17 protein-coding genes, 1 tRNA gene and 1 pseudogene are annotated in these 17,944 nt (G+C 71.9%); 11 read left to right on the top strand and 8 right to left on the bottom strand.

What is annotated here, in order from left to right:
• The 3 genes from DT057_RS28730 to DT057_RS28715 form a co-directional block, all read left to right on the top strand.
• On the top strand, positions 1 to 220 hold a 220-nt coding region (locus DT057_RS28730), incomplete at its 5' end, for a hypothetical protein (protein ID WP_203236407.1).
• Positions 221 to 1,140: 920 nt separating this feature from the next.
• Positions 1,141 to 1,377 carry a hypothetical protein gene (locus tag DT057_RS28720; RefSeq protein WP_128565495.1) on the top strand — a complete coding sequence of 79 codons (237 nt, stop codon included), beginning with the start codon at positions 1,141 to 1,143 and terminating at the stop codon, positions 1,375 to 1,377.
• Positions 1,374 to 2,444: a tyrosine-type recombinase/integrase gene (locus DT057_RS28715; RefSeq protein WP_128565494.1), complete on the top strand. Its 1,071-nt coding sequence runs from the start codon at positions 1,374 to 1,376 to the stop codon at positions 2,442 to 2,444. Before DT057_RS28720 ends, DT057_RS28715 begins: the two co-directional genes overlap by 4 nt.
• Before the next feature lie 67 nt (positions 2,445 to 2,511).
• Here the strand turns inward: DT057_RS28715 and DT057_RS28710 are convergent.
• From DT057_RS28710 to rpsA, 8 genes are all read right to left on the bottom strand, one after another.
• Positions 2,512 to 2,588 (bottom strand) — tRNA-Met (locus DT057_RS28710).
• 131 nt (positions 2,589 to 2,719) lie between these two features.
• Positions 2,720 to 3,940, bottom strand: coding sequence for a tryptophan synthase subunit beta (gene trpB / locus DT057_RS28705; RefSeq protein WP_128565493.1), 1,221 nt, complete (start codon positions 3,938 to 3,940; stop codon positions 2,720 to 2,722).
• A gap of 41 nt (positions 3,941 to 3,981) precedes the next feature.
• Entirely contained in the window at positions 3,982 to 4,677 is a 696-nt protein-coding gene (locus DT057_RS28700) for a phosphoribosylanthranilate isomerase (RefSeq protein ID WP_128565498.1), read from the bottom strand.
• A 99-nt stretch (positions 4,678 to 4,776) separates the two neighbouring features.
• Positions 4,777 to 5,760, bottom strand: coding sequence for a bifunctional Delta(1)-pyrroline-2-carboxylate/Delta(1)-piperideine-2-carboxylate reductase (gene lhpI, locus DT057_RS28695; RefSeq protein ID WP_128565492.1), 984 nt, complete (start codon positions 5,758 to 5,760; stop codon positions 4,777 to 4,779).
• Between the two features lie 5 nt (positions 5,761 to 5,765).
• Positions 5,766 to 6,101 carry a LapA family protein gene (locus DT057_RS28690; RefSeq protein ID WP_128565491.1) on the bottom strand — a complete coding sequence of 112 codons (336 nt, stop codon included), beginning with the start codon at positions 6,099 to 6,101 and terminating at the stop codon, positions 5,766 to 5,768.
• Between the two features lie 190 nt (positions 6,102 to 6,291).
• Positions 6,292 to 6,618, bottom strand: a complete 327-nt coding sequence (gene ihfB, locus DT057_RS28685; RefSeq protein ID WP_128565490.1) for an integration host factor subunit beta — start codon at positions 6,616 to 6,618, stop codon at positions 6,292 to 6,294.
• Between the two features lie 87 nt (positions 6,619 to 6,705).
• The gene (gene sppA, locus DT057_RS28680) at positions 6,706 to 7,668 is read right to left on the bottom strand and encodes a signal peptide peptidase SppA (protein ID WP_128565489.1); all 963 of its coding nucleotides are present in this window, start codon (positions 7,666 to 7,668) and stop codon (positions 6,706 to 6,708) included.
• A 329-nt stretch (positions 7,669 to 7,997) separates the two neighbouring features.
• Positions 7,998 to 9,719, bottom strand: a complete 1,722-nt coding sequence (gene rpsA, locus DT057_RS28675) for a 30S ribosomal protein S1 (protein ID WP_128565488.1) — start codon at positions 9,717 to 9,719, stop codon at positions 7,998 to 8,000.
• Between the two features lie 632 nt (positions 9,720 to 10,351).
• Between rpsA and DT057_RS28670 the strand changes: the two genes are divergently transcribed.
• The 8 genes and pseudogenes from DT057_RS28670 to DT057_RS28635 all read left to right on the top strand — a co-directional run bounded on the left by DT057_RS28670 (position 10,352) and on the right by DT057_RS28635 (position 17,760).
• A complete protein-coding gene (locus DT057_RS28670; protein WP_128565487.1) occupies positions 10,352 to 10,831 on the top strand; it encodes a (2Fe-2S)-binding protein in 480 nt (159 codons plus the stop codon).
• Positions 10,828 to 13,167: a xanthine dehydrogenase family protein molybdopterin-binding subunit gene (locus DT057_RS28665; protein WP_128565486.1), complete on the top strand. Its 2,340-nt coding sequence runs from the start codon at positions 10,828 to 10,830 to the stop codon at positions 13,165 to 13,167. The genes DT057_RS28670 and DT057_RS28665 overlap by 4 nt, the downstream gene beginning before the upstream one ends.
• A 150-nt stretch (positions 13,168 to 13,317) precedes the next feature.
• Complete coding sequence (locus DT057_RS28660; protein ID WP_128565485.1) at positions 13,318 to 13,722, top strand: hypothetical protein; 405 nt, start codon at positions 13,318 to 13,320, stop codon at positions 13,720 to 13,722.
• A gap of 195 nt (positions 13,723 to 13,917) precedes the next feature.
• Positions 13,918 to 15,000, top strand: coding sequence for an alkene reductase (locus DT057_RS28655; protein ID WP_128565484.1), 1,083 nt, complete (start codon positions 13,918 to 13,920; stop codon positions 14,998 to 15,000).
• A 123-nt stretch (positions 15,001 to 15,123) separates the two neighbouring features.
• Positions 15,124 to 15,375 (top strand): DUF4170 domain-containing protein, encoded by a 252-nt coding sequence (locus DT057_RS28650; protein WP_128565483.1) that lies wholly within the window; start codon positions 15,124 to 15,126, stop codon positions 15,373 to 15,375.
• Positions 15,376 to 15,482: 107 nt separating this feature from the next.
• Positions 15,483 to 16,427 carry a ribose-phosphate pyrophosphokinase gene (locus DT057_RS28645; RefSeq protein ID WP_128565482.1) on the top strand — a complete coding sequence of 315 codons (945 nt, stop codon included), beginning with the start codon at positions 15,483 to 15,485 and terminating at the stop codon, positions 16,425 to 16,427.
• A gap of 252 nt (positions 16,428 to 16,679) precedes the next feature.
• Positions 16,680 to 16,766, top strand: a pseudogene (locus tag DT057_RS36995) (metalloregulator ArsR/SmtB family transcription factor); the annotation flags it as partial.
• Positions 16,767 to 17,040: 274 nt separating this feature from the next.
• Positions 17,041 to 17,760 (top strand): DUF1013 domain-containing protein, encoded by a 720-nt coding sequence (locus DT057_RS28635; RefSeq protein WP_128565481.1) that lies wholly within the window; start codon positions 17,041 to 17,043, stop codon positions 17,758 to 17,760.
• The last annotated feature ends 184 nt before the right edge of the window (positions 17,761 to 17,944 follow it).

Raw genomic sequence — 17,944 nt, 5'->3', positions numbered from 1 at the left:
CTCTGGGGCTGATCGCCAGGAGCCCAGCGCTCTGATGACCGACACCAAGCTCCTGTTCCTGATCGTCTCCCCGTTCGCCTACCTGCATGTCCGGTTCACGGTCTGGCAGGTGCGGCGGGATCTCGACCGGTCCGCGTGGCACCACGAGGTGGCGGAGGCGTATCGAGAGAGAGCGGGTGCGAGGCTCGCCATCATGGAGAGCTGGCAGCAGCCGGCTTGAGGAGGAGGGCCGCCGGTTGGTGGCCCTTTTTCTCGGCGCCGAGAACATTGTGGGCGCCGGCGCCCAAATTTATCGCCGGCGAGAACATGCCTCGTCCCGCCGGCAGGATGCGCCGTCTCTGTCGAAAGCTCCCGCCGGCGGGAGCTTTCCTATGTCCGACCCTTGCGATTACCTGAGAGGCTGGTGCCATTCGACCATCTCTTGCCTGGTCGCCCGACACCCATAAATCAGACGTGCTTGTTTTGCACATCTTGCTAATTCTTGCAACAACTTGCGACGCTAGCACACGCCTTGCTCTTGAAATCATCAAATGCGCTGCTCACAACTTGACCTGACTCGAAATGACGAAAGTATGTTTGTCCCGGTTGCTTTTTCTACGCGGTCCGGTCAGGGGATGTAAATGCGCCGGTGGGGTCCGCTTGAATAGGTGGGAAAAAGCAATGAAGACACACGATGATGACACTCTGGATCGGCTCCACGGCGATATGCTGCGTGGGACGGGTCGGATGGCGGCTTTCGTCTTTGGAACCGACTCGCAGTCGAACCGGCGCCGGATCCTGTATCTCGTCGACAACGGGGGCCTGCCGCACTTCAGGCTAGCGGGTCAGTTGTGCGGTCGGAAGTCGACGATCCTCAGTTACATCGCTGAGCAAGAACGCAAGTCAGTCTGTGAAGAGGCAGCATAGCTAGCTTTTCCACAGTATTTCCGCGCGCCGAGGTGCGATTACTGCAAGCAATGATGCTCGGCTGCGGAGTTTTTATGTCTGAAAATGTCGAGAGCTGTGCGGCTCTCTCACGCAAGTGGCTCTCAGAAACCGTCATTATTGACTCTGCTGACGATTATATTTCTCACGCAGATCGTCAAGACGGCAGTGGGTGTTAACCGCGCTTTGTCTCACAATCAAGACCGAGGACTGACAATGGCGTCAGCGACGCTCAATCTCCGTGTTCAGCCCTTCCGCCTCCTCACCAAGGCCGAGGCTGCACACTACTGCCGGCGCAGTCTCAAGAAGTTCGAGGCGCAGTGCCCGGTGCGCCCGCTGGCAATGGCCGATGGCGACCGGCTTTGGGATGTGCAGGATCTCGACCGTTGGATCGACAGCCTGAAAGGCGGCGACGCTACCGACGACGACGCGATTGTGGCGAGGCTCGGATGACGGTCGTCCGGGTGAAGGGCTTCCAGATCTTCCCCGACCGGCACGGGCGGATGCGGTGCTATCATCGCAAGACGCGGCAGGTGGTCGACCTGGGGAAGGCGCCTCTCGGCTCGGCCGAGTTCTTCGCCGAGTGCGCCAGGATCTCTGCCCTCGCCGTCGCGGTCACGCCTAAGCCGGGCACCCTCGGCAAGCTGATCGAGACCTACCGCGCGCACGCTGCCTTCCACGACCTCGCCCCGCAGACCCAGTCCGACTACCAGAAGATCTTCGACTACCTGAAGCCAATTGCCGACACGGCGCTGGCGCGGTTCAACCGCCCCCTCGTGGTCCGCGTCCGCGACAAGGCCGCCGAGACCAAAGGCCGGCGCTTCGGCAACTACGTGAAGGCCGTGCTCTCGCTCCTGTTCGCGTGGGGCTCTGAACGCGGTCACCTCGCCGGCAATCCAGCCACCGGGATCAAGGACATCCGGCGCAAGAAGGGCGCACCCGACCGCAACCGGCCCTGGTCGGACGAGGAGCGCCACGCCGTCCTCGACGCCGCGCCGGCGCACATGGCCCCTGCCCTCGCCGTGATGATGTTCACCGGCCTCGGGCCGAAGGATGCGCTGACGCTGCCGCGCAACTTCTACCGAGCCGGCGAGATCGCGACCCGGCGAGCCAAGACCGGCGAGCCCGTGTTCTGGCCCGTGCCGAGCCCGCTGGCGGCGATCCTCGACACAGCGCCCCAACACAGCGCCACGACGCTGTGTGCCAGCTCTGCGGGCACGCCATGGACGCTGAGCGGCTTCCGAGCCTCGTGGCGGCCGATCCGCATGAAGCTGGAGGAAGCCGGCGCGATTGGGCCGGGCCTCACCCTCTACGGCCTGCGGCACACGGTGGCGGTGATCCTGCGGGAGATCGGCCACGACGAGCGCACCATCGCGGACGCGCTCGGCCAGAAGACGATTGAGATGGCCCGGCACTACGCCCGGGGCGCCGACCTGCGCCCGAAGATGCGTGGGGTCGTGCAGAGCTTCGACGCCGAGGTGAACAAGCGTCGAACCGGTGTTGTCAAACCTGGCAACTGAAACTGTCAAACCCAGCCGTGAGGCTGATCAGGTGGAGAAAATCTATGAGTGAAATCAGGAACTTGGGTGGTAGCGGAGGAGGGACTCGAACCCCCGACACGAGGATTATGATTCCTCTGCTCTAACCAGCTGAGCTACTCCGCCGCGCGGGAGGGCGGGGCCGGGGCCCCGCCGTCGCGGTGGCGCGGATATAGGAAGGTCCGGCGGGAGCTGTCAAGGAACCGTGGCGCGGCGCGGACGGCCTTTCTCGCCGCCGCCGGGGACGGCCGCCGGCCTCAGAGCGCGTCGCCCAGGAGGTCGGCGACCTGGGGGATGTCCTTGTCGCCGCGGCCCGAGAGGTTGACCACCATCAGGTGGTCGCCGGGCTGGCGCGGGGCGAGCTCGGCCACCTTGGCGAGGGCGTGGGCGGGCTCCAGCGCCGGGATGATGCCCTCCATGAGCGAGCAGAGGCGGAACGCCTCCAGGGTCTCCCCGTCGGTGGCCGACAGGTAGGTGACGCGGCCCATCTCGTGCAGCCAGGCGTGCTCCGGGCCGATGCCCGGGTAGTCGAGGCCGGCCGAGATCGAGTGCGCGTCGGCGATCTGGCCGTCGCCGTCCATCAAGAGGTAGGTGCGGTTGCCGTGCAGCACGCCCGGCTTGCCGCCGGTGAGCGAGGCGGCGTGCAGGCCGCTCGAGACGCCGTGGCCGGCCGCCTCGACGCCGTAGATCGCGACCTCGCGGTCGTCCAGGAAGGGGTGGAAGAGGCCCATGGCGTTCGAGCCGCCGCCGATGCAGGCGACGAGGGAATCCGGCAGGCGGCCCTCCTGCGCCAGCATCTGGGCCCGGGTCTCGTGGCCGATGATCGACTGGAAGTCGCGCACCATCGCCGGGTAGGGGTGCGGTCCCGCCACGGTGCCGATGCAGTAGAAGGTGTCCGAGACGTTGGTGACCCAGTCGCGCAGGGCCTCGTTCATGGCATCCTTGAGGGTGCGGGTGCCGGACTCGACCGGCACCACCTCGGCCCCCAGCATCTTCATGCGGAAGACGTTCGGCTTCTGCCGCTCGACGTCGACCGCCCCCATGTAGACGACGCATTTCAGGCCGAAGCGGGCGCAGAGCGTCGCGGTCGCGACGCCGTGCTGGCCGGCGCCGGTCTCGGCGATGATGCGCGGCTTGCCCATGCGCCGGGCGAGCATGATCTGGCCCAGCACGTTGTTCACCTTGTGCGAACCGGTGTGGTTCAGCTCCTCGCGCTTGAAGTAGATCTTCGCGCCGCCGAAGTGCCGGCTCAGTCGCTCGGCGAAGTAGAGCGGGCTCGGCCGGCCGACGTAGTGCGTGAGGTAGGAATCCATCTCGGCCTGGAAGGCCGGGTCGGCCTTGGCCTCGGCGTAGGCCTGCTCGAGGGCGAGGATGTTGGGCATCAGCGTCTCGGCCACGAAGCGGCCGCCGAAGATGCCGAAGCGGCCGCGCTCGTCGGGGCCGGTGCGGAACGAGTTCGGGGTCTGGGGAGCGTTCACGGCGAGGGCTCTCGGGTGGCGGGTGGCGGGTTGGCGGGGCCTCAGGGCCGATGCGCCGTCGGGGCAACGTGCGGCGGCCGCGCGGCCGCCCGGGCGGCCGCCACGAAGGCGGCGATCCGGTCCGGGTCCTTCGTGCCCGGGACGCTCTCGACGCCCGAGGAGACGTCGACCGCGTGCGCGCCCGTCACCGCGATGGCCCGCGCCACGGTCTCGGGGGTGAGGCCGCCCGAGAGCATGAAGCGGGCCGCGAGACCGGTGCCGGCGATGAGCGTCCAGTCGAAGGCGTGGCCGTTGCCGCCGGGCAGCGCGGCGCCGGGCCCGGGCTTGGCGTCGAGGAGGAGCCGGTCGGCACAGGCCGCGTAGGCGGCCGCGCGGGCGAGGTCGTCGCGCGCGGCGATGCCCACCGCCTTCATCACCGGGCGCCCGCTCCGGGCCCGGATCGCCGCGACCCGCGCCGGGCTCTCGCTCCCGTGGAGCTGGAGCCAGTCGGGGTCGAGGGCGGCCGTCACGGCGTCGAGCAGGGCGTCGTCGGGATCCACCAGCAGGGCGACGCGCTCGGCCCGCCCCCGGGCCTGCCGCGACAGCGCGCCGCCCCGGGCGAGGTCGACGTGGCGCGGGCTCCTGGGGAAGTGCACGAGGCCGACCTGATCGGCCCCGGCCGCGAGCGACGCCGCCAGGGTCTCGGGCGTGCTGAGGCCGCAGATCTTGACGAGGATCGGGGCGGGGTCGGCGGACATGCCCTTCATATAAGGTCTGTTGCCCGCGCCCGCACGGGCCTTCTTCGGGCGCGGACGGGGTGTGACGATTCGGTGCCGCCCGGGCCCTCTCCGGCGCCGTCAGCCCGCCGCGGCACCCGCGGGCGCCCCCGCGGGCGCCCTTGCGGGCGCCGAGGTCAGGTGCTGCCAGACCGCGACCGCGGCCGCGAGGTCCTCGAGCGCGGCCCCGACCGACTTGAACACTGTGATCACCTCCGGGCTGCGCCGCCCCGGAACGGTGCCGCGGCACAGATCCGCGAGGTCGCCCGCGACGGCGTCGGGCGCGAGCGCCCCGGAGGCGAGGGCGAGCGCGACGTCCCCGCCCTTGCGCAGGGCGTCCGGGGTGTCGACGAACACGGTCGCCCGCTGCAGGGCCTCGTCGTCGGCCTCGCGCATCGCCGGCGTGAAGGCGCCGACGAGGTCGAGATGCGCGCCCGGCCTGAGCCAGGCCCCGCGCACCAGCGGCGCGCCGGTCAGGGTGGCGCAGGAGACGATGTCGGCCTCCCGCACCGCTGCCTCCAGGTCGGTCACCGCCCGCACCGGCAGGCCCTCGGCCGCCAGGGTCGCGGCGAGGCGCTGCGCGCCCTCCGGGCGGCGGTTCCAGACCGCGACGTCCCGGATCGGGCGCATGTCCGCGTGGGCGCGGATCAGGTACGGGGCGAGGGCGCCGGAGCCGACCATCACCAGCCGCGCGGCGTCCGCCCGCGCGAGGTGGCGTGCCGCGAGGCTCGAGGCGGCCGCGGTGCGCCAGACCGTCAGCCGGGCGCCGTCGAGCACCGCGAGCGGCACGCCCGTGCGGCCGTCGCACAGGAGGACGCTGCCCTGGATCGTGTCGAGGCCGCGGGCCGGGTTGCCGGGAAACAGGGTCAGCACCTTCACGCCGACGTAGTCGGGCGTCCAGGCCGGCATCAGCAGGAGCGTCCCCTCGCCGGCCCCGGCGCCCGCGAGGGCGTGCTGGTGGCGCGGCGGCGCGCCCGCCCCGGCCCGGAACGCCGCGTCGAGCGCCGCGACCATCCGGGCCGGCGTCAGCGCGGCCTCGATGTCCCGGTCGGTGACGACGCGCATCCGGATCAGGCGCGGGCGACGGGGGCCGGCAGGGCGGCGTGCCGGCCGGCCGGGGCGCGGCGGTCCGCCTCCGTGCGCAGGCGGTCGAGCTCGCGGCTCTTGGCGCGGCGGTCCCGGCGGGTGCGGCCCTGGCCGAGCCAGGCGCCGGCCCCGCCCACCACGATGCCGAGCGCCACCGCGGCGAAGGCGAGGGCGTAGAGCGGCAGGGTCAGGCTGAAGGCGGGGGCGCCGTGCGAGAACGGATCGAACGACACCGTCACGGGCTGGCGGTTGGCCACCGCCAGGAGCACGACCACGATCGCGACGGGCAGCAGGATCAGGCCCTTGAGGAAGCGGATCATCGGACAAACCAGGTCTGGAAGGTGGGCACATGCTGTGTTTAAGGCAGCCCCGCGCGAAGGCTAGGCCCGGCGCGCGAAGGCTCGAGTCCCGGGATGCCGGCCCGCGCCGGGCTCCGGGCTCGCGCCGGGCTCCGGGCTCGCGTCGGGCCCCGGGTCCGCTGTCGGGCGCCGCGGGCCGCCGCCCCGCGCCTCAGGAGGCGGTCGCCTCGGCCCGCACGGGCTCGTCGGCGCCGATGCCGGCGGCGTTGAGGCGCAGGCGCATCTCCTTGCCGGTCTTGAAGACCGGGATCGCCTTCTCGGCCACCGCGACCGCCGCGCCCGTGCGCGGGTTGCGGCCGCGCCGCGCCTCCCGGCGCTTGACCGAGAAGGCGCCGAAGCCCCGCAGCTCCACCCGGTCGCCCCGGGCGAGCGCGTCCGCGATCGTGTCGAGGATCGCGTTGACGATGTTCTCGACGTCGCGCTGGTAGAGGTGCGGATTCTGCTCGGCGATCTTGAGGACCAGCTCGGACTTGATCATGGGCGTTAAGGTCTCAACCTGGCTGGGCCGACCGGCCTCGTGCGGGAAAGGCGCCCGTCGGGGCGCCTCCGGGCCAAAGCGGGCGGGTCAGGGGGCGGGGCGCCAGACCGCGAGCAGGCCGCCCCGGGCGAGGTCCGCGGTCTCCTCCGAGGCCTGCCGCAGGCGGGCGGCGAGGTCGGCGTAGCCGAACAGGTCGGCGCCGAGCGCGGCGGCCGAGAACAGGCCGAAGCGGTTGTCGGCGCGCGGCTTCCAGTCCCGCACCGGCAGGTCCTTCGCCACGCCCTTCTCGCGCTCGAGCCAGGCGACGGCCTGGCGCTCGCCGCCGGTCTCGTCGACGAGGCGCAGGCCGACGCTCTGGCGCCCGCTGAACACCCGGCCGTCCGCCACGGCGTCGATCTGGGCCGGGGTCATCCCGCGCCGGTCGGCCACCAGGCCCTTGAACCACGCGAAGGTGTCGCCGATGATGGCCTGGAGCGCGGCGCGCGCCTCGGGCGGGGTCGGGTGGAAGCCGCTCGGCTCGGCCTTGAGCGGCGAGGACTTCACCTCCTCGACCTTGACCCCGACCTTGTCGAGGAGGCCCGAGAGGTCGGGGTACTGGAACAGCACGCCGATGGAGCCGACGAGCGCGGTCTCCCGCGCCACGATGTGGTCGGCCGCCAGCGCCGTGATGTAGGCGCCCGAGGCCGCGGTGCCGTCCACGAAGGCCACGACCGGCTTCTTCTCGGCGAGCAGGCGCAGGTTGCGGAACAGTTCCTCCGAGCCCGTGGTGGTGCCGCCCGGCGAGTTGATCGACACCACGACGCCCGAGACCGCGCCCGATTCGCCGACCCGCCGCATCAGGTCCCGGGTCTTGTCGCTGCCGGCGATGAAGCCGTCGATGGTGATGCGGGCGATCTGCGGCGTAACCGCCGGGAAGCCCCTCACCCCTGCGGCCCGCCAGCCGGCGGTGCCGGCCGCGACGATCAGCGCCCCGATCCCGACCACGCGCCAGAAGGAGAGCTTCCGGCGCAGGGCGCGCCGATCGAGGAGAAGTTCGGCATCGATGGCCATGCGGCGCCCGTATCCTGGTCTGATTGCTGAGGGCGCCGCTCAAGTCCTTGGCGCGCCTCGCTCCCGGGGTGTTCTACCCTCCCCTGTCGCGCAGCGGCAAGAGCGGGTTTGCCGGGTTCCCGTTCCGCCGATCGGCGCGGCGCCGGGCCCGGAACGCGAAGCGCCCGCGCGGGGACAGAAATCCCCGCGCGGGCGCCAGTCGTGTCCGGGGCCTGCCGCCCGGGCGGCAGGCATCACCATTCGCAGCCTGCCGCCTGGGCGGCCGGCATCGCCGTTCGCAGCCTGCCGCCCGGGCCTGGCGCCCGGGCGGCAGGCGTCGTGGCGCGTCCCTACTTCTTGTCGCCGGCGCGGGCCTTGAGGGCCGCGCCCAGGATGTCGCCGAGCGAGGCGCCCGAATCGGCCGAGCCGTACTGGGCGATCGCCTCCTTCTCCTCGGCCATCTCGAGGGCCTTGATGGAGAGCTGGACCCGGCGGGCCTTGCGGTCGAACTGCGTCACGCGGGCATCGACCTTCTCGCCGGCGGCGAACCGCTCCGGACGCTGGTCGTTGCGCTCCCGCGCGAGGTCCGCCCGGCGGATGAAGGTCGAGAGGTCGCTGTCGACGATCTTGACCTCGATGCCGGAATCCTTGACCTCCAGCACCTCGCAGGTGACGACCTGGCCCTTGCGGATCCCCTCGCCGGCATCGGCGAAGGGGTCGCCCGCGAGCTGCTTGATGCCGAGCGAGATGCGCTCCTTCTCGACGTCGACGTCGAGAACCTGGGCCCGCACCACGTCGCCCTTCTTGAACTCGTCGATGACCTGCTCGCCCGGACGGTTCCAGTCGAGGTCCGAGAGGTGGACCATGCCGTCGACGTCGCCCTCGAGGCCGATGAACAGGCCGAACTCGGTCTTGTTCTTGACCTCGCCCTCGACCTCGGTGCCCGTCGGGTGCTTCTCGGCGAAGGCCTCCCACGGGTTCTGGAGCGTCTGCTTCAGGCCGAGCGAGATGCGGCGCTTGACGGGATCGACCTCGAGGATCTGCACCTCGACCTCCTGGGAGGTCGAGACGATCTTGCCCGGATGGACGTTCTTCTTCGTCCAGGACATCTCCGAGACGTGGATCAGGCCCTCGATCCCCGGCTCCAGCTCCACGAAGGCGCCGTAGTCGGTGATGTTGGTCACGCGGCCCTTGAGCTTGGCGTTGACCGGGTAGCGGGCGGCGATGCCCTCCCACGGGTCGGCGAGCAGCTGCTTGATGCCGAGCGAGATGCGGTGCGTCTCGTGGTTGATCTTGATGATCTTGACCTTGACGGTCTGGCCGATGTTGACGACCTCGCTCGGGTGGTTGACCCGGCGCCACGCCATGTCGGTGACGTGCAGCAGGCCGTCGATCCCGCCGAGGTCGACGAACGCACCGTACTCGGTGATGTTCTTGACCACGCCGTCGATGACCTGACCCTCCTCGAGGTTGGCCACCAGCTCCGAGCGCTGCTCAGCCCGGCTCTCCTCGAGGACCGTGCGGCGCGACACCACGATGTTGCCGCGGCGGCGATCCATCTTGAGGATCTGGAACGGCTGCGGCGTGCCCATCAGCGGGGTGACGTCGCGGACCGGCCGGATGTCGACCTGGGAGCGCGGCAGGAACGCCACGGCGCCGTCGAGGTCGACGGTGTAGCCGCCCTTGACCTGGTTGAAGATCGTGCCGGAGACGCGCTCGTTGTTCTCGAACGCCTTCTCGAGCTTGACCCAGCTCTCCTCGCGCCGCGCCTTGTCGCGCGAGATCACGGCCTCGCCGAGGGCGTTCTCGATCCGGTCGACGTAGACCTCGACCTCGTCGCCGACCGTGATCGCCTGCTCGCGGCCCGGCCCGGTGAATTCCTTGAGGGCGACCCGGCCTTCGGTCTTCGCCCCGATGTCGATGACGGCGACGTCCTTCTCGATCGCCACCACCCGGCCCTTGACCACGGACCCTTCCGTGATCTCGTGCTGGCGGAACGACTCTTCCAGAAGGGCCGCGAAATCCTCGCGGCTCGAGCCGCCCTCGGTGACGCGTTGCAAACCTGCGGACATCTATGCTCCCTTTCGCCCCGCCTCGTCGTGAGGGGGCGGCGCCGGCGGCTCGTATCACGGGCCGCTTCCGCTCGTCGGTGTCCCGTTCCTGCCTCTTGCGAGGCTCGAGGTCCGGGACGGCCGCTCCGCCGGCCGCTCCGGTCTCGGAGGCGGCGTCGGAACGGGCCGGCGCATGATCGACGGGCGGAAACGTATCGCCGGCGGCCCGTCCGGAGCGCCAGGGACGGGGCGCGGAGGCCCCGTCAGCCGAGCGGTCCGGGGCACGAGCCACCGGAGGCTGGCGCCTTACAGCAAAAACCGCCTGCCGACAAGATCTTGACGCCGGGACGGGGCCCGCCCGCGGCGCCCCCGGCGCGCCCACCCGGGCCGGGCCGGCCGGACCCGCGATCCCCTTGCGACCATTCGGTGATGCGCGCCCTGCGGCGCGCCCGTCCGGGACCCCGGGCCCGGTCCACAGGCATGAGGGCGGCGCAGGCCCGAGCGGCGAAGTGGCCGCTTGCGGGCGGTGCCGGCCTTGCGTTACCCAGCAGGGCCTGAAACTATTCTTAATTCAGGGTACCAAGGGAGGCGACGCCGCGACCGGAGCCATGTCCGCGGGGCGTCCACGACCTCCTGACAGCCGGAGGGCGACGATGATCAAGCTGAACGTGAACGGCGAGGAGCGGGGCTTCGAGGGCGATCCCGAGATGCCGCTGCTCTGGTACCTGCGCGACGAGCTCGGCCTGACCGGTACCAAGTTCGGGTGCGGCATCGCGGCCTGCGGCGCCTGCACGATCCATGTCGGCGGCGCGGCGATGCGGGCCTGCCAGACCCCGGTCTCGGCGGCGGAAGGCCAGCCCGTGGTCACCATCGAGGGCCTGTCGCCGGACGGCCAGCACCCCGTCCAGGCGGCGTGGCGCGACCTCAACGTGGCGCAGTGCGGCTACTGCCAGGCCGGCCAGATCATGCAGGCGGCGGCCCTCCTCAAGGATACGCCGAAGCCGACCGACGCCGACATCGACTCGACGATGAGCGGCAATCTCTGCCGCTGCGGCACCTACCCGCGCATCCGCGCCGCCATCAAGCAGGCGGCCGGACTGACCCCCAAGGCCGGCCAGGGAGAGCGCCTGTGATCCACGATTCCAAGCTCGCCCTCCCGGCCGCCGAGGCCGCCCCGGGCCCCGAGGCCGCCTCCGCCATCGCCAACGTCAGCCGCCGCGCGCTCCTCGGCGGCGCCGGCGCCCTGGTGCTCGCCCTCGCGGTGCGGGTGCCCGCGGCCCGCGCCGAGGACCCGCCGAAGTTCGGCGCCGACGGCATGCCGCACGGCTGGCGCGACGACCCCACGCTGTTCGTCGCCATCGCGCCCGACGGCACCGTCACGGTGACGTGCACCCGCTCCGAGATGGGCCAGGGCGTGCGCACCTCGATCGCCTTCGTGGTCGCCGACGAACTCGACGCCGACTGGGCCAAGGTCAAGGTCGCCCAGGCCCACGGCGACGAGGCGCGCTTCGGCAACCAGGACACCGACGGCTCGCGCTCCCTGCGGCACTTCTTCATGCCGATGCGCCGCGTCGGGGCCGCCGCCCGGGCGATGCTCGTCGAGGCCGCCGCCAAGCAGTGGGGCGTGCCCGCCGCCGAGGTGACGGCCGAGAACCACGTGCTGACCCACGCGAAGTCCGGGCGCAAGGCCGGCTACGGCGACGTGGCCGCGGCCGCCGCCGCCGTGCCGGTGCCCGACCGGGCCAAGGTCGCCCTCAAGGACCCGTCGGCCTTCCGCTACATCGGCAAGGGCCGCATCGGCCTCGTCGACAACGTCGGCATCACAACGGGCCGCGCCCAGTACGGCCTCGACACCCGCCTCGAGGGCATGCTCTACGCCGTCGTCGCCCGTCCGCCGGTCTTCGGCGGCAAGGTGAAGAGCTTCGACGCCGCCGCCGCCATGAAGGTGCCGGGCGTCGTCAAGGTCGTCACCATCGACCCGCCGCAGATGCCCTACGAGTTCCAGCCGGTGGGCGGCGTCGCGGTGATCGCCCGCAACACCTGGGCGGCGATCAAGGGCCGCGAGGCCCTGGGCGCCACCTTCGAGGACGGCCCGAACGCCGCCTACGATTCGGACGCCTACCGGGCCACCCTGGAGCAGGCCGTGCGCAAGCCCGGCAAGGTGGTGCGCCAGGAGGGCGACGTCGACGCGGCCATGAAGGGCGCCGCCAAGCGCCTGGAGGCCGAGTACTACATCCCCCACCTCAGCCAGGCCCCGATGGAGCCGCCGGCCGCCACCGTGCGGGTGGGCAAGGACGGCAAGATCGAGGCCTGGGGCTGCGTGCAGTCGCCCCAGGCGGCCCGCGACCGCATCGCCAAGCGGCTCGGCGTCGACGCCGGCAACGTGACGGTGAACGTCACGCTGCTCGGCGGCGGCTTCGGCCGCAAGTCGAAGCCCGACTACTTCGTCGAGGCCGCCCTGTGCTCCAAGGCGGTGGACGGCGCCCCGGTCAAGATGACCTGGACCCGCGAGGACGACCTCCACAACGGCTACTACCACACGGTCTCGGTGGAGCGCCTGGAGGCCGGCCTCGACGCCAAGGGCATGCCGGTGGCCTGGCTGCACCGCAGCGCCGCGCCGACGATCGGCTCGACCTTCGTGGCGGGCGCCAACCAGCAGATCCCGATCGAGCTCGGGATGGGGCTCGTCAACCTGCCGTTCGCGATCCCGAACGTGCGGATGGAGAACCCGCCCGCCGACGCGCACGTGCGCATCGGCTGGTTCCGCTCGGTCTCGAACATCCCGCGCGCCTTCGCGGTGCAGTCCTTCCTGTGCGAGCTCGCCCACCTGGCCGGCCGCGACCCGAAGGACTACCTGCTCGACGTGATCGGCCCCGACCGGATCATCGACCCGGTCAAGGTCGGCGACGTCTGGAACCACGGCGAGGACCCGACCCTCTACCCGATCAACACCGGGCGCCTGCGCCGGGTGATCGACACGGTGGCGCAGGGCGCGGGCTGGGGCCGCAAGGTCGAGACCGGGCGCGGCCTCGGCATCGCGGCCCATTACAGCTTCGTCAGCTACACGGCGGCGGTGGCCGAGGTCGAGGTCGGGCCGAAGGGCGAGATCAGCGTCCAGCGGGTCGACATCGCCATCGACAGCGGCCAGCAGGTCAACCCGGAGCGGGTGCGCTCGCAGCTCGAGGGGGCCGTCGTGATGGGCATGGGCCTCGCGCTCACCGCCCAGATCTCCTTCAAGAACGGCCGCGCCGTGCAGGACAACTACGACACCTACGAGCTCACCCGCATCGACGCGGCCCCGAAGGTGATCAACGTCCACCTCGTGCAGGGCGGCGACTGGGGCAAGCCCCTCGGGGGCGTCGGCGAGCCCGGCGTGCCGCCGGTGGCGCCCGCGATCGCCAACGCGATCTTCGCGGCGACCGGCCGGCGCATCCGCCAGCTGCCGATGCGCGACAAGCTGAGCGCCTGACCGGGGCGGGACGCCGCGCGCACGGGCCGCCTCCCGCCCCGGGAGGCGGCCCGCTTTTTTCCAAGTGCCCCTGCCATGCCGACCATGCCTCAGCGGAACCGGGCCCTCCGGCCCCCGGTTGTGCGAGCACGTTCACGGGAGAGAGACGCCATGAAAGCCGCCCTGATCCTCGCTGCCGGCCTCCTCGGCACAGCCTGCGCCGGCCCGGCGCTCGCGGCCGCGTGCGGTGCCGAGATCTCCGCCCTGGAGCCGCGCCTCACCGAGCAGGGCCGCGCGTCGATCGCGGCCTCGACGGGCGGCAAGGAGGTGGCGTCCCGGCGCGAGGCCAAGGCCGAGGAGGCGAACGAGAAGGGCACCTCCCCGGCCGCGGGCGCCCAGCCCGGCTCCGGGGACGCCCAGGCGACCTCGCAGATGGCCCAGTCCAGCGGCGGCGGCACCGGCGTGATGGAGGCGCGGGCGAGCCTCAACCGGGCCCGCGAGCTCGACAAGAAGGGCGACGAGGCCGGCTGCATGAAGGCGGTCTCCGAGGCCCGGGAGCAGATGGGCAAGTCCTGACCGGCGTCCTCCCCGGCGGCGCCGAGGCACGCTCGGGGGCTCGCCCGGGCGCTCTCCCGGGCCGGGGGGCCATGCGCCTGGCTCAGGCCTGATCGGCGCGCGCGTGCGCTGCACGCGCTGGCATCGTGCGCTGCACCGCCCACATCACTCCGGCATCGCCCGGCCGGCCGCGCCGGGCCCTTTCCGGAGTGTTCCGTGCCGTCCCTGTTCGATCCGATCCAGATCGGCGCCATCGCGGCGCCGAACCGCATCCTGATGGCGCCCCTGACCCGCGGGCGGGCCACCCGGGAGCACGTGCCGACGCCCGTGATGGCCGAGTACTACCGCCAGCGCGCCGGGGCCGGCCTGATCATCACCGAGGCGACCGGCATCAGCCGCGAGGGCACCGGCTGGCCCTACGCCCCTGGCCTCTGGAGCGACGAGCAGGTTGCCGCCTGGGTGCCGGTGGTGCGGGCCGTGCACGAGGCCGGCGGGCGCATCGTGGCGCAGCTCTGGCACATGGGCCGGCTGGTCCATCCCGACTTCCTCGGCGGCGCGAAGCCGGTCTCCGCCTCCGCCACCACGGGCCCCGACCAGGCCCACACCTACGCGGGCAAGAAGCCCTACGGCGAGGCCCGGGCGCTCGACGCGGACGAGATCCCGCGCCTCCTCGAGGATTACGCCAGGGCGGCGCGCAACGCCGTGGAGGCGGGCTTCGACGGCGTGCAGATCCACGCCGCGAACGGCTACCTCATCGACCAGTTCCTGCGCAGCAACAGCAACCTGCGCCAGGACCGCTACGGCGGCCCGGTGGAGAACCGCATCCGCCTGCTCGACGAGGTGACGCGGGCCGTCGCCGCCGTGGTCGGGCCCGATCGCACCGGCGTGCGCCTGTCGCCCAACGAGCCGATCCAGGGCGTCGACGATCCCGAGCCCGTGCCGCTGTTCGGGGCCGCCGCCGCCGCGCTGTCGCGGATCGGGATCGCCTTCCTGGAGCTGCGCGAGCCGGGGCCCGGGGGGACGTTCGGCAGGGCAGCGCATCCGCCGGTGGCGCCGGTCATCCGGTCCGCCTTCGCGGGCCCGCTGGTGCTGAACTCGGATTTCGACGGTCCCCGGGCGCAGGAGGCCCTGGCGGCCGGGCAGGCCGACGCCATCGCGTTCGGCCGCACCTACCTCGCCAATCCCGACCTGCCCGAGCGGCTCGCCCAGGGCGCTCCCCTCAACAGGGACGACCCGAAGACCTGGTACAGCCAGGGCCGCGAGGGCTACGTCGACTACCCGGCCCTCGACGCGGCCTGACGGACCGGCTTGACGGCTGGCCCGTCCTTTGCCACCCGCAGACGCGCCCGCTCCTCGGAGCGGGCGCGCCCCCACCCCGGCGGGGCGGCGCGACGAGTCCCAGCCAGGCGGGAGACGGCAGGCATGAGCACACCGGACGGTCACGCACCGACGACGGCGACGGCGCCGAACCAGCTCCTCCACCTCGTGTTCGGGGGCGAGCTGACGGACATCGACGGCATCACCTTCCGCGACCTCGCGACGCTCGACATCGTCGGCATCTTCCCCGACTACGCCAGCGCCGCCACGGCCTGGAAGGCCCGGGCGCAGCAGACCGTCGACAGCGCCCAGACGCGCTACTTCATCGTCCACCTGCACCGGCTGCTGCAGCCCTGAGCGCCCCCCGTGCGCGGCATGAAGGCATTGTGACGCTTTTCCGGCGCTGGTAAGAGCCTGCCCGGTGGCGCCCCGACCGTCCGCGGCGGGCGACCGATGGAAGCACGATGAAATCCTCGATCAAGATCGTGGCCGGCAACGCGAGCCGCCCGCTGGCCGAAGCGATCGCCGCCTACCTCGAGAAGCCCCTGGCCCTCTGCCTGGTGCGGCGCTTCGCCGACATGGAGATCTTCGTCGAGCTGCAGGAGAACGTGCGCGGCGAGGACGTGTTCATCGTCCAGTCGACGTCGTTCCCGGCCAACGACCACCTGATGGAACTGCTGATCATGATCGACGCCGCGCGGCGCTCGTCCGCGCGGCGGATCACCGCCGTGGTCCCGTATTTCGGCTACGCCCGCCAGGACCGGCGCACCTCCGGCCGCACCCCGATCTCGGCGAAGCTCGTGGCGAACCTGATCACCGAGGCCGGCGCCGACCGGGTGATGACCCTCGACCTGCATGCCGGCCAGATCCAGGGCTTCTTCGACATCCCGACCGACAACCTGTTCGCCGCCCCCGTGATGGTGCGCGACATCAAGGAGCGCCTCGATCCCGTCGACCGCATGGTGGTGTCGCCGGACGTCGGCGGCGTGGTGCGGGCGAGGGCGCTCGCCAAGCGCATCGACGCCCCCCTCGCCATCGTGGACAAGCGCCGCGAGCGCCCGGGCGAGTCGGAGGTGATGAACATCATCGGCGAGGTCGAGGGGCGCTCCTGCATCCTCGTCGACGACATCGTGGATTCGGGCGGCACCCTGGTGAACGCCGCCGAGGCGCTGCTGGCGCAGGGCGCCAAGGACGTCTACGCCTACATCACCCACGGCGTGCTCTCGGGCGGCGCCGTCTCGCGGATCGCCGCCTCGAAGCTGAAGGAGCTGGTGATCACCGATTCGATCCAGCCCACGGCCGCGGTCAAGCTCGCCCGCAACATCCGGGTCGCCACCATCGCGCCGCTGCTCGGCGAGGCCATCGGGCGCACCGCCGACGAGTCGAGCGTGTCGAGCCTGTTCGCCTGAGCCGAAATCCGCGGCCGCGGCGGCGCGGCATCCCGCTCCGCCTCACACCGCGCCACCAGCTCGGCCCGGACGTCGAGGCCCATCGGCCGGGGATCCTCGTCGAGCTCCGGGCAGGCGGCGAGCCCGGTCCCGTCGCGCGTGCCGTAGAAGCACTTGCCCGCCGTGGAGACGAACACCTCGGGCGGGCGCGGGCTGGCGTTGATCGCCGCCACGAGCGCCCGGGTGGTCTCGACCCGCGACCGCCAGACCCGGGACAACCTCGTCAACACGCTGAACGGGTTCGTGCAGGAGGTCTGCCCGGTCTCCCGCCCGCTGAGGCGCGAGAGCGCGCGGCGGGCCGCGGCCGCCAAGGCCGGTCCCGGTGCCGATCCCGATCCGATGGAGCGCCCGGCCCGCGAAACCGGTTTGCACGGGGCCTGCGACCCGCCTATATATCGGCGGATTCCCTCACAGCGTGAGACGGGACGTTCCGGGTTTCCGGGACGCTGGCGTGGCCGGTCACGGCACCGCCCTGGAAGCCCTGTTGCGCGGAGGGTCCGTGTGTGAGACCGCTCCGGCCAGGGGCGGCGCGTCGCGTCCTCGCCGCCCGCGGGGACGCCCGAGGAGGTGCTGCATGTCCCAGGGACCGTTGATGCCGAAGGCGACGGCCGTCTGGCTCGTCGAGAACACGTCGCTGTCCTTCGACCAGATCGCCGATTTCTGCAAGCTCCACCCGCTCGAGGTGAAGGGCATCGCCGACGGCGAGGTGGCCGCCGGCATCAAGGGGCTCGATCCGGTCTCGACCGGCCAGCTCACCCGCGAGGAGATCGAGAAGGCGCAAGGCAACCCGAACCACCGCATGAAGGTCGCGGTGTCCAAGGTGAAGCTGCCGGAGGTCAAGCGCACCAAGGGCCCGCGCTACACCCCCCTCTCCCGCCGCCAGGACCGGCCGAACGCCATCCTGTGGCTGCTGCGCAACCACCCGGAGCTGAAGGACGCCCAGGTGATGCGCCTCGTCGGCACCACCAAGTCGACGATCCAGCAGATCCGCGAGCGCACCCACTGGAATTCCGGCTCGCTACAGCCGATGGACCCGGTGACGCTCGGCCTCTGCTCGCAGATCGACCTCGACTTCGAGGTGCAGCGCGCCGCCAAGGACCGCCCCGCGGTGGAGCCCGCCGAGGGCGGCGCCACCCTGATGCCGCCCGAACTGTCGGTCCTGCCCGAGCCCGAGGAGCACCGCGACGCACCCGACCACCGCGGCGGCCGCGACGAGCGCCTCGACGCCGACTCGGTCTTCGCCCGGCTGAAGCCCCTGCGCCGGGGCGAGCAGGACGACGACGACGAGGTCTGAGCGACGGAGGCGGCTCGCCCGCACCGACGAGGCCGCCTCGCCCGGACGCCGCCCGCCGGCCCGGCCGCGGCGCACGGGTCGGCCGGGGGTTTCGCCCCCGGATCCGTCCCGCCCGCGGCGCCGCGGGCGCGGCCCTGCCCTCACGGCTCGAACAGCGAGCCCTGCCGGGCCGGCGCCGCGGCGG

The organism is Methylobacterium crusticola, assembly GCF_003574465.1.
Taxonomy (GTDB): domain Bacteria; phylum Pseudomonadota; class Alphaproteobacteria; order Rhizobiales; family Beijerinckiaceae; genus Methylobacterium; species Methylobacterium crusticola.
This window is presented reverse-complemented; position numbering and strand designations above follow the sequence as displayed.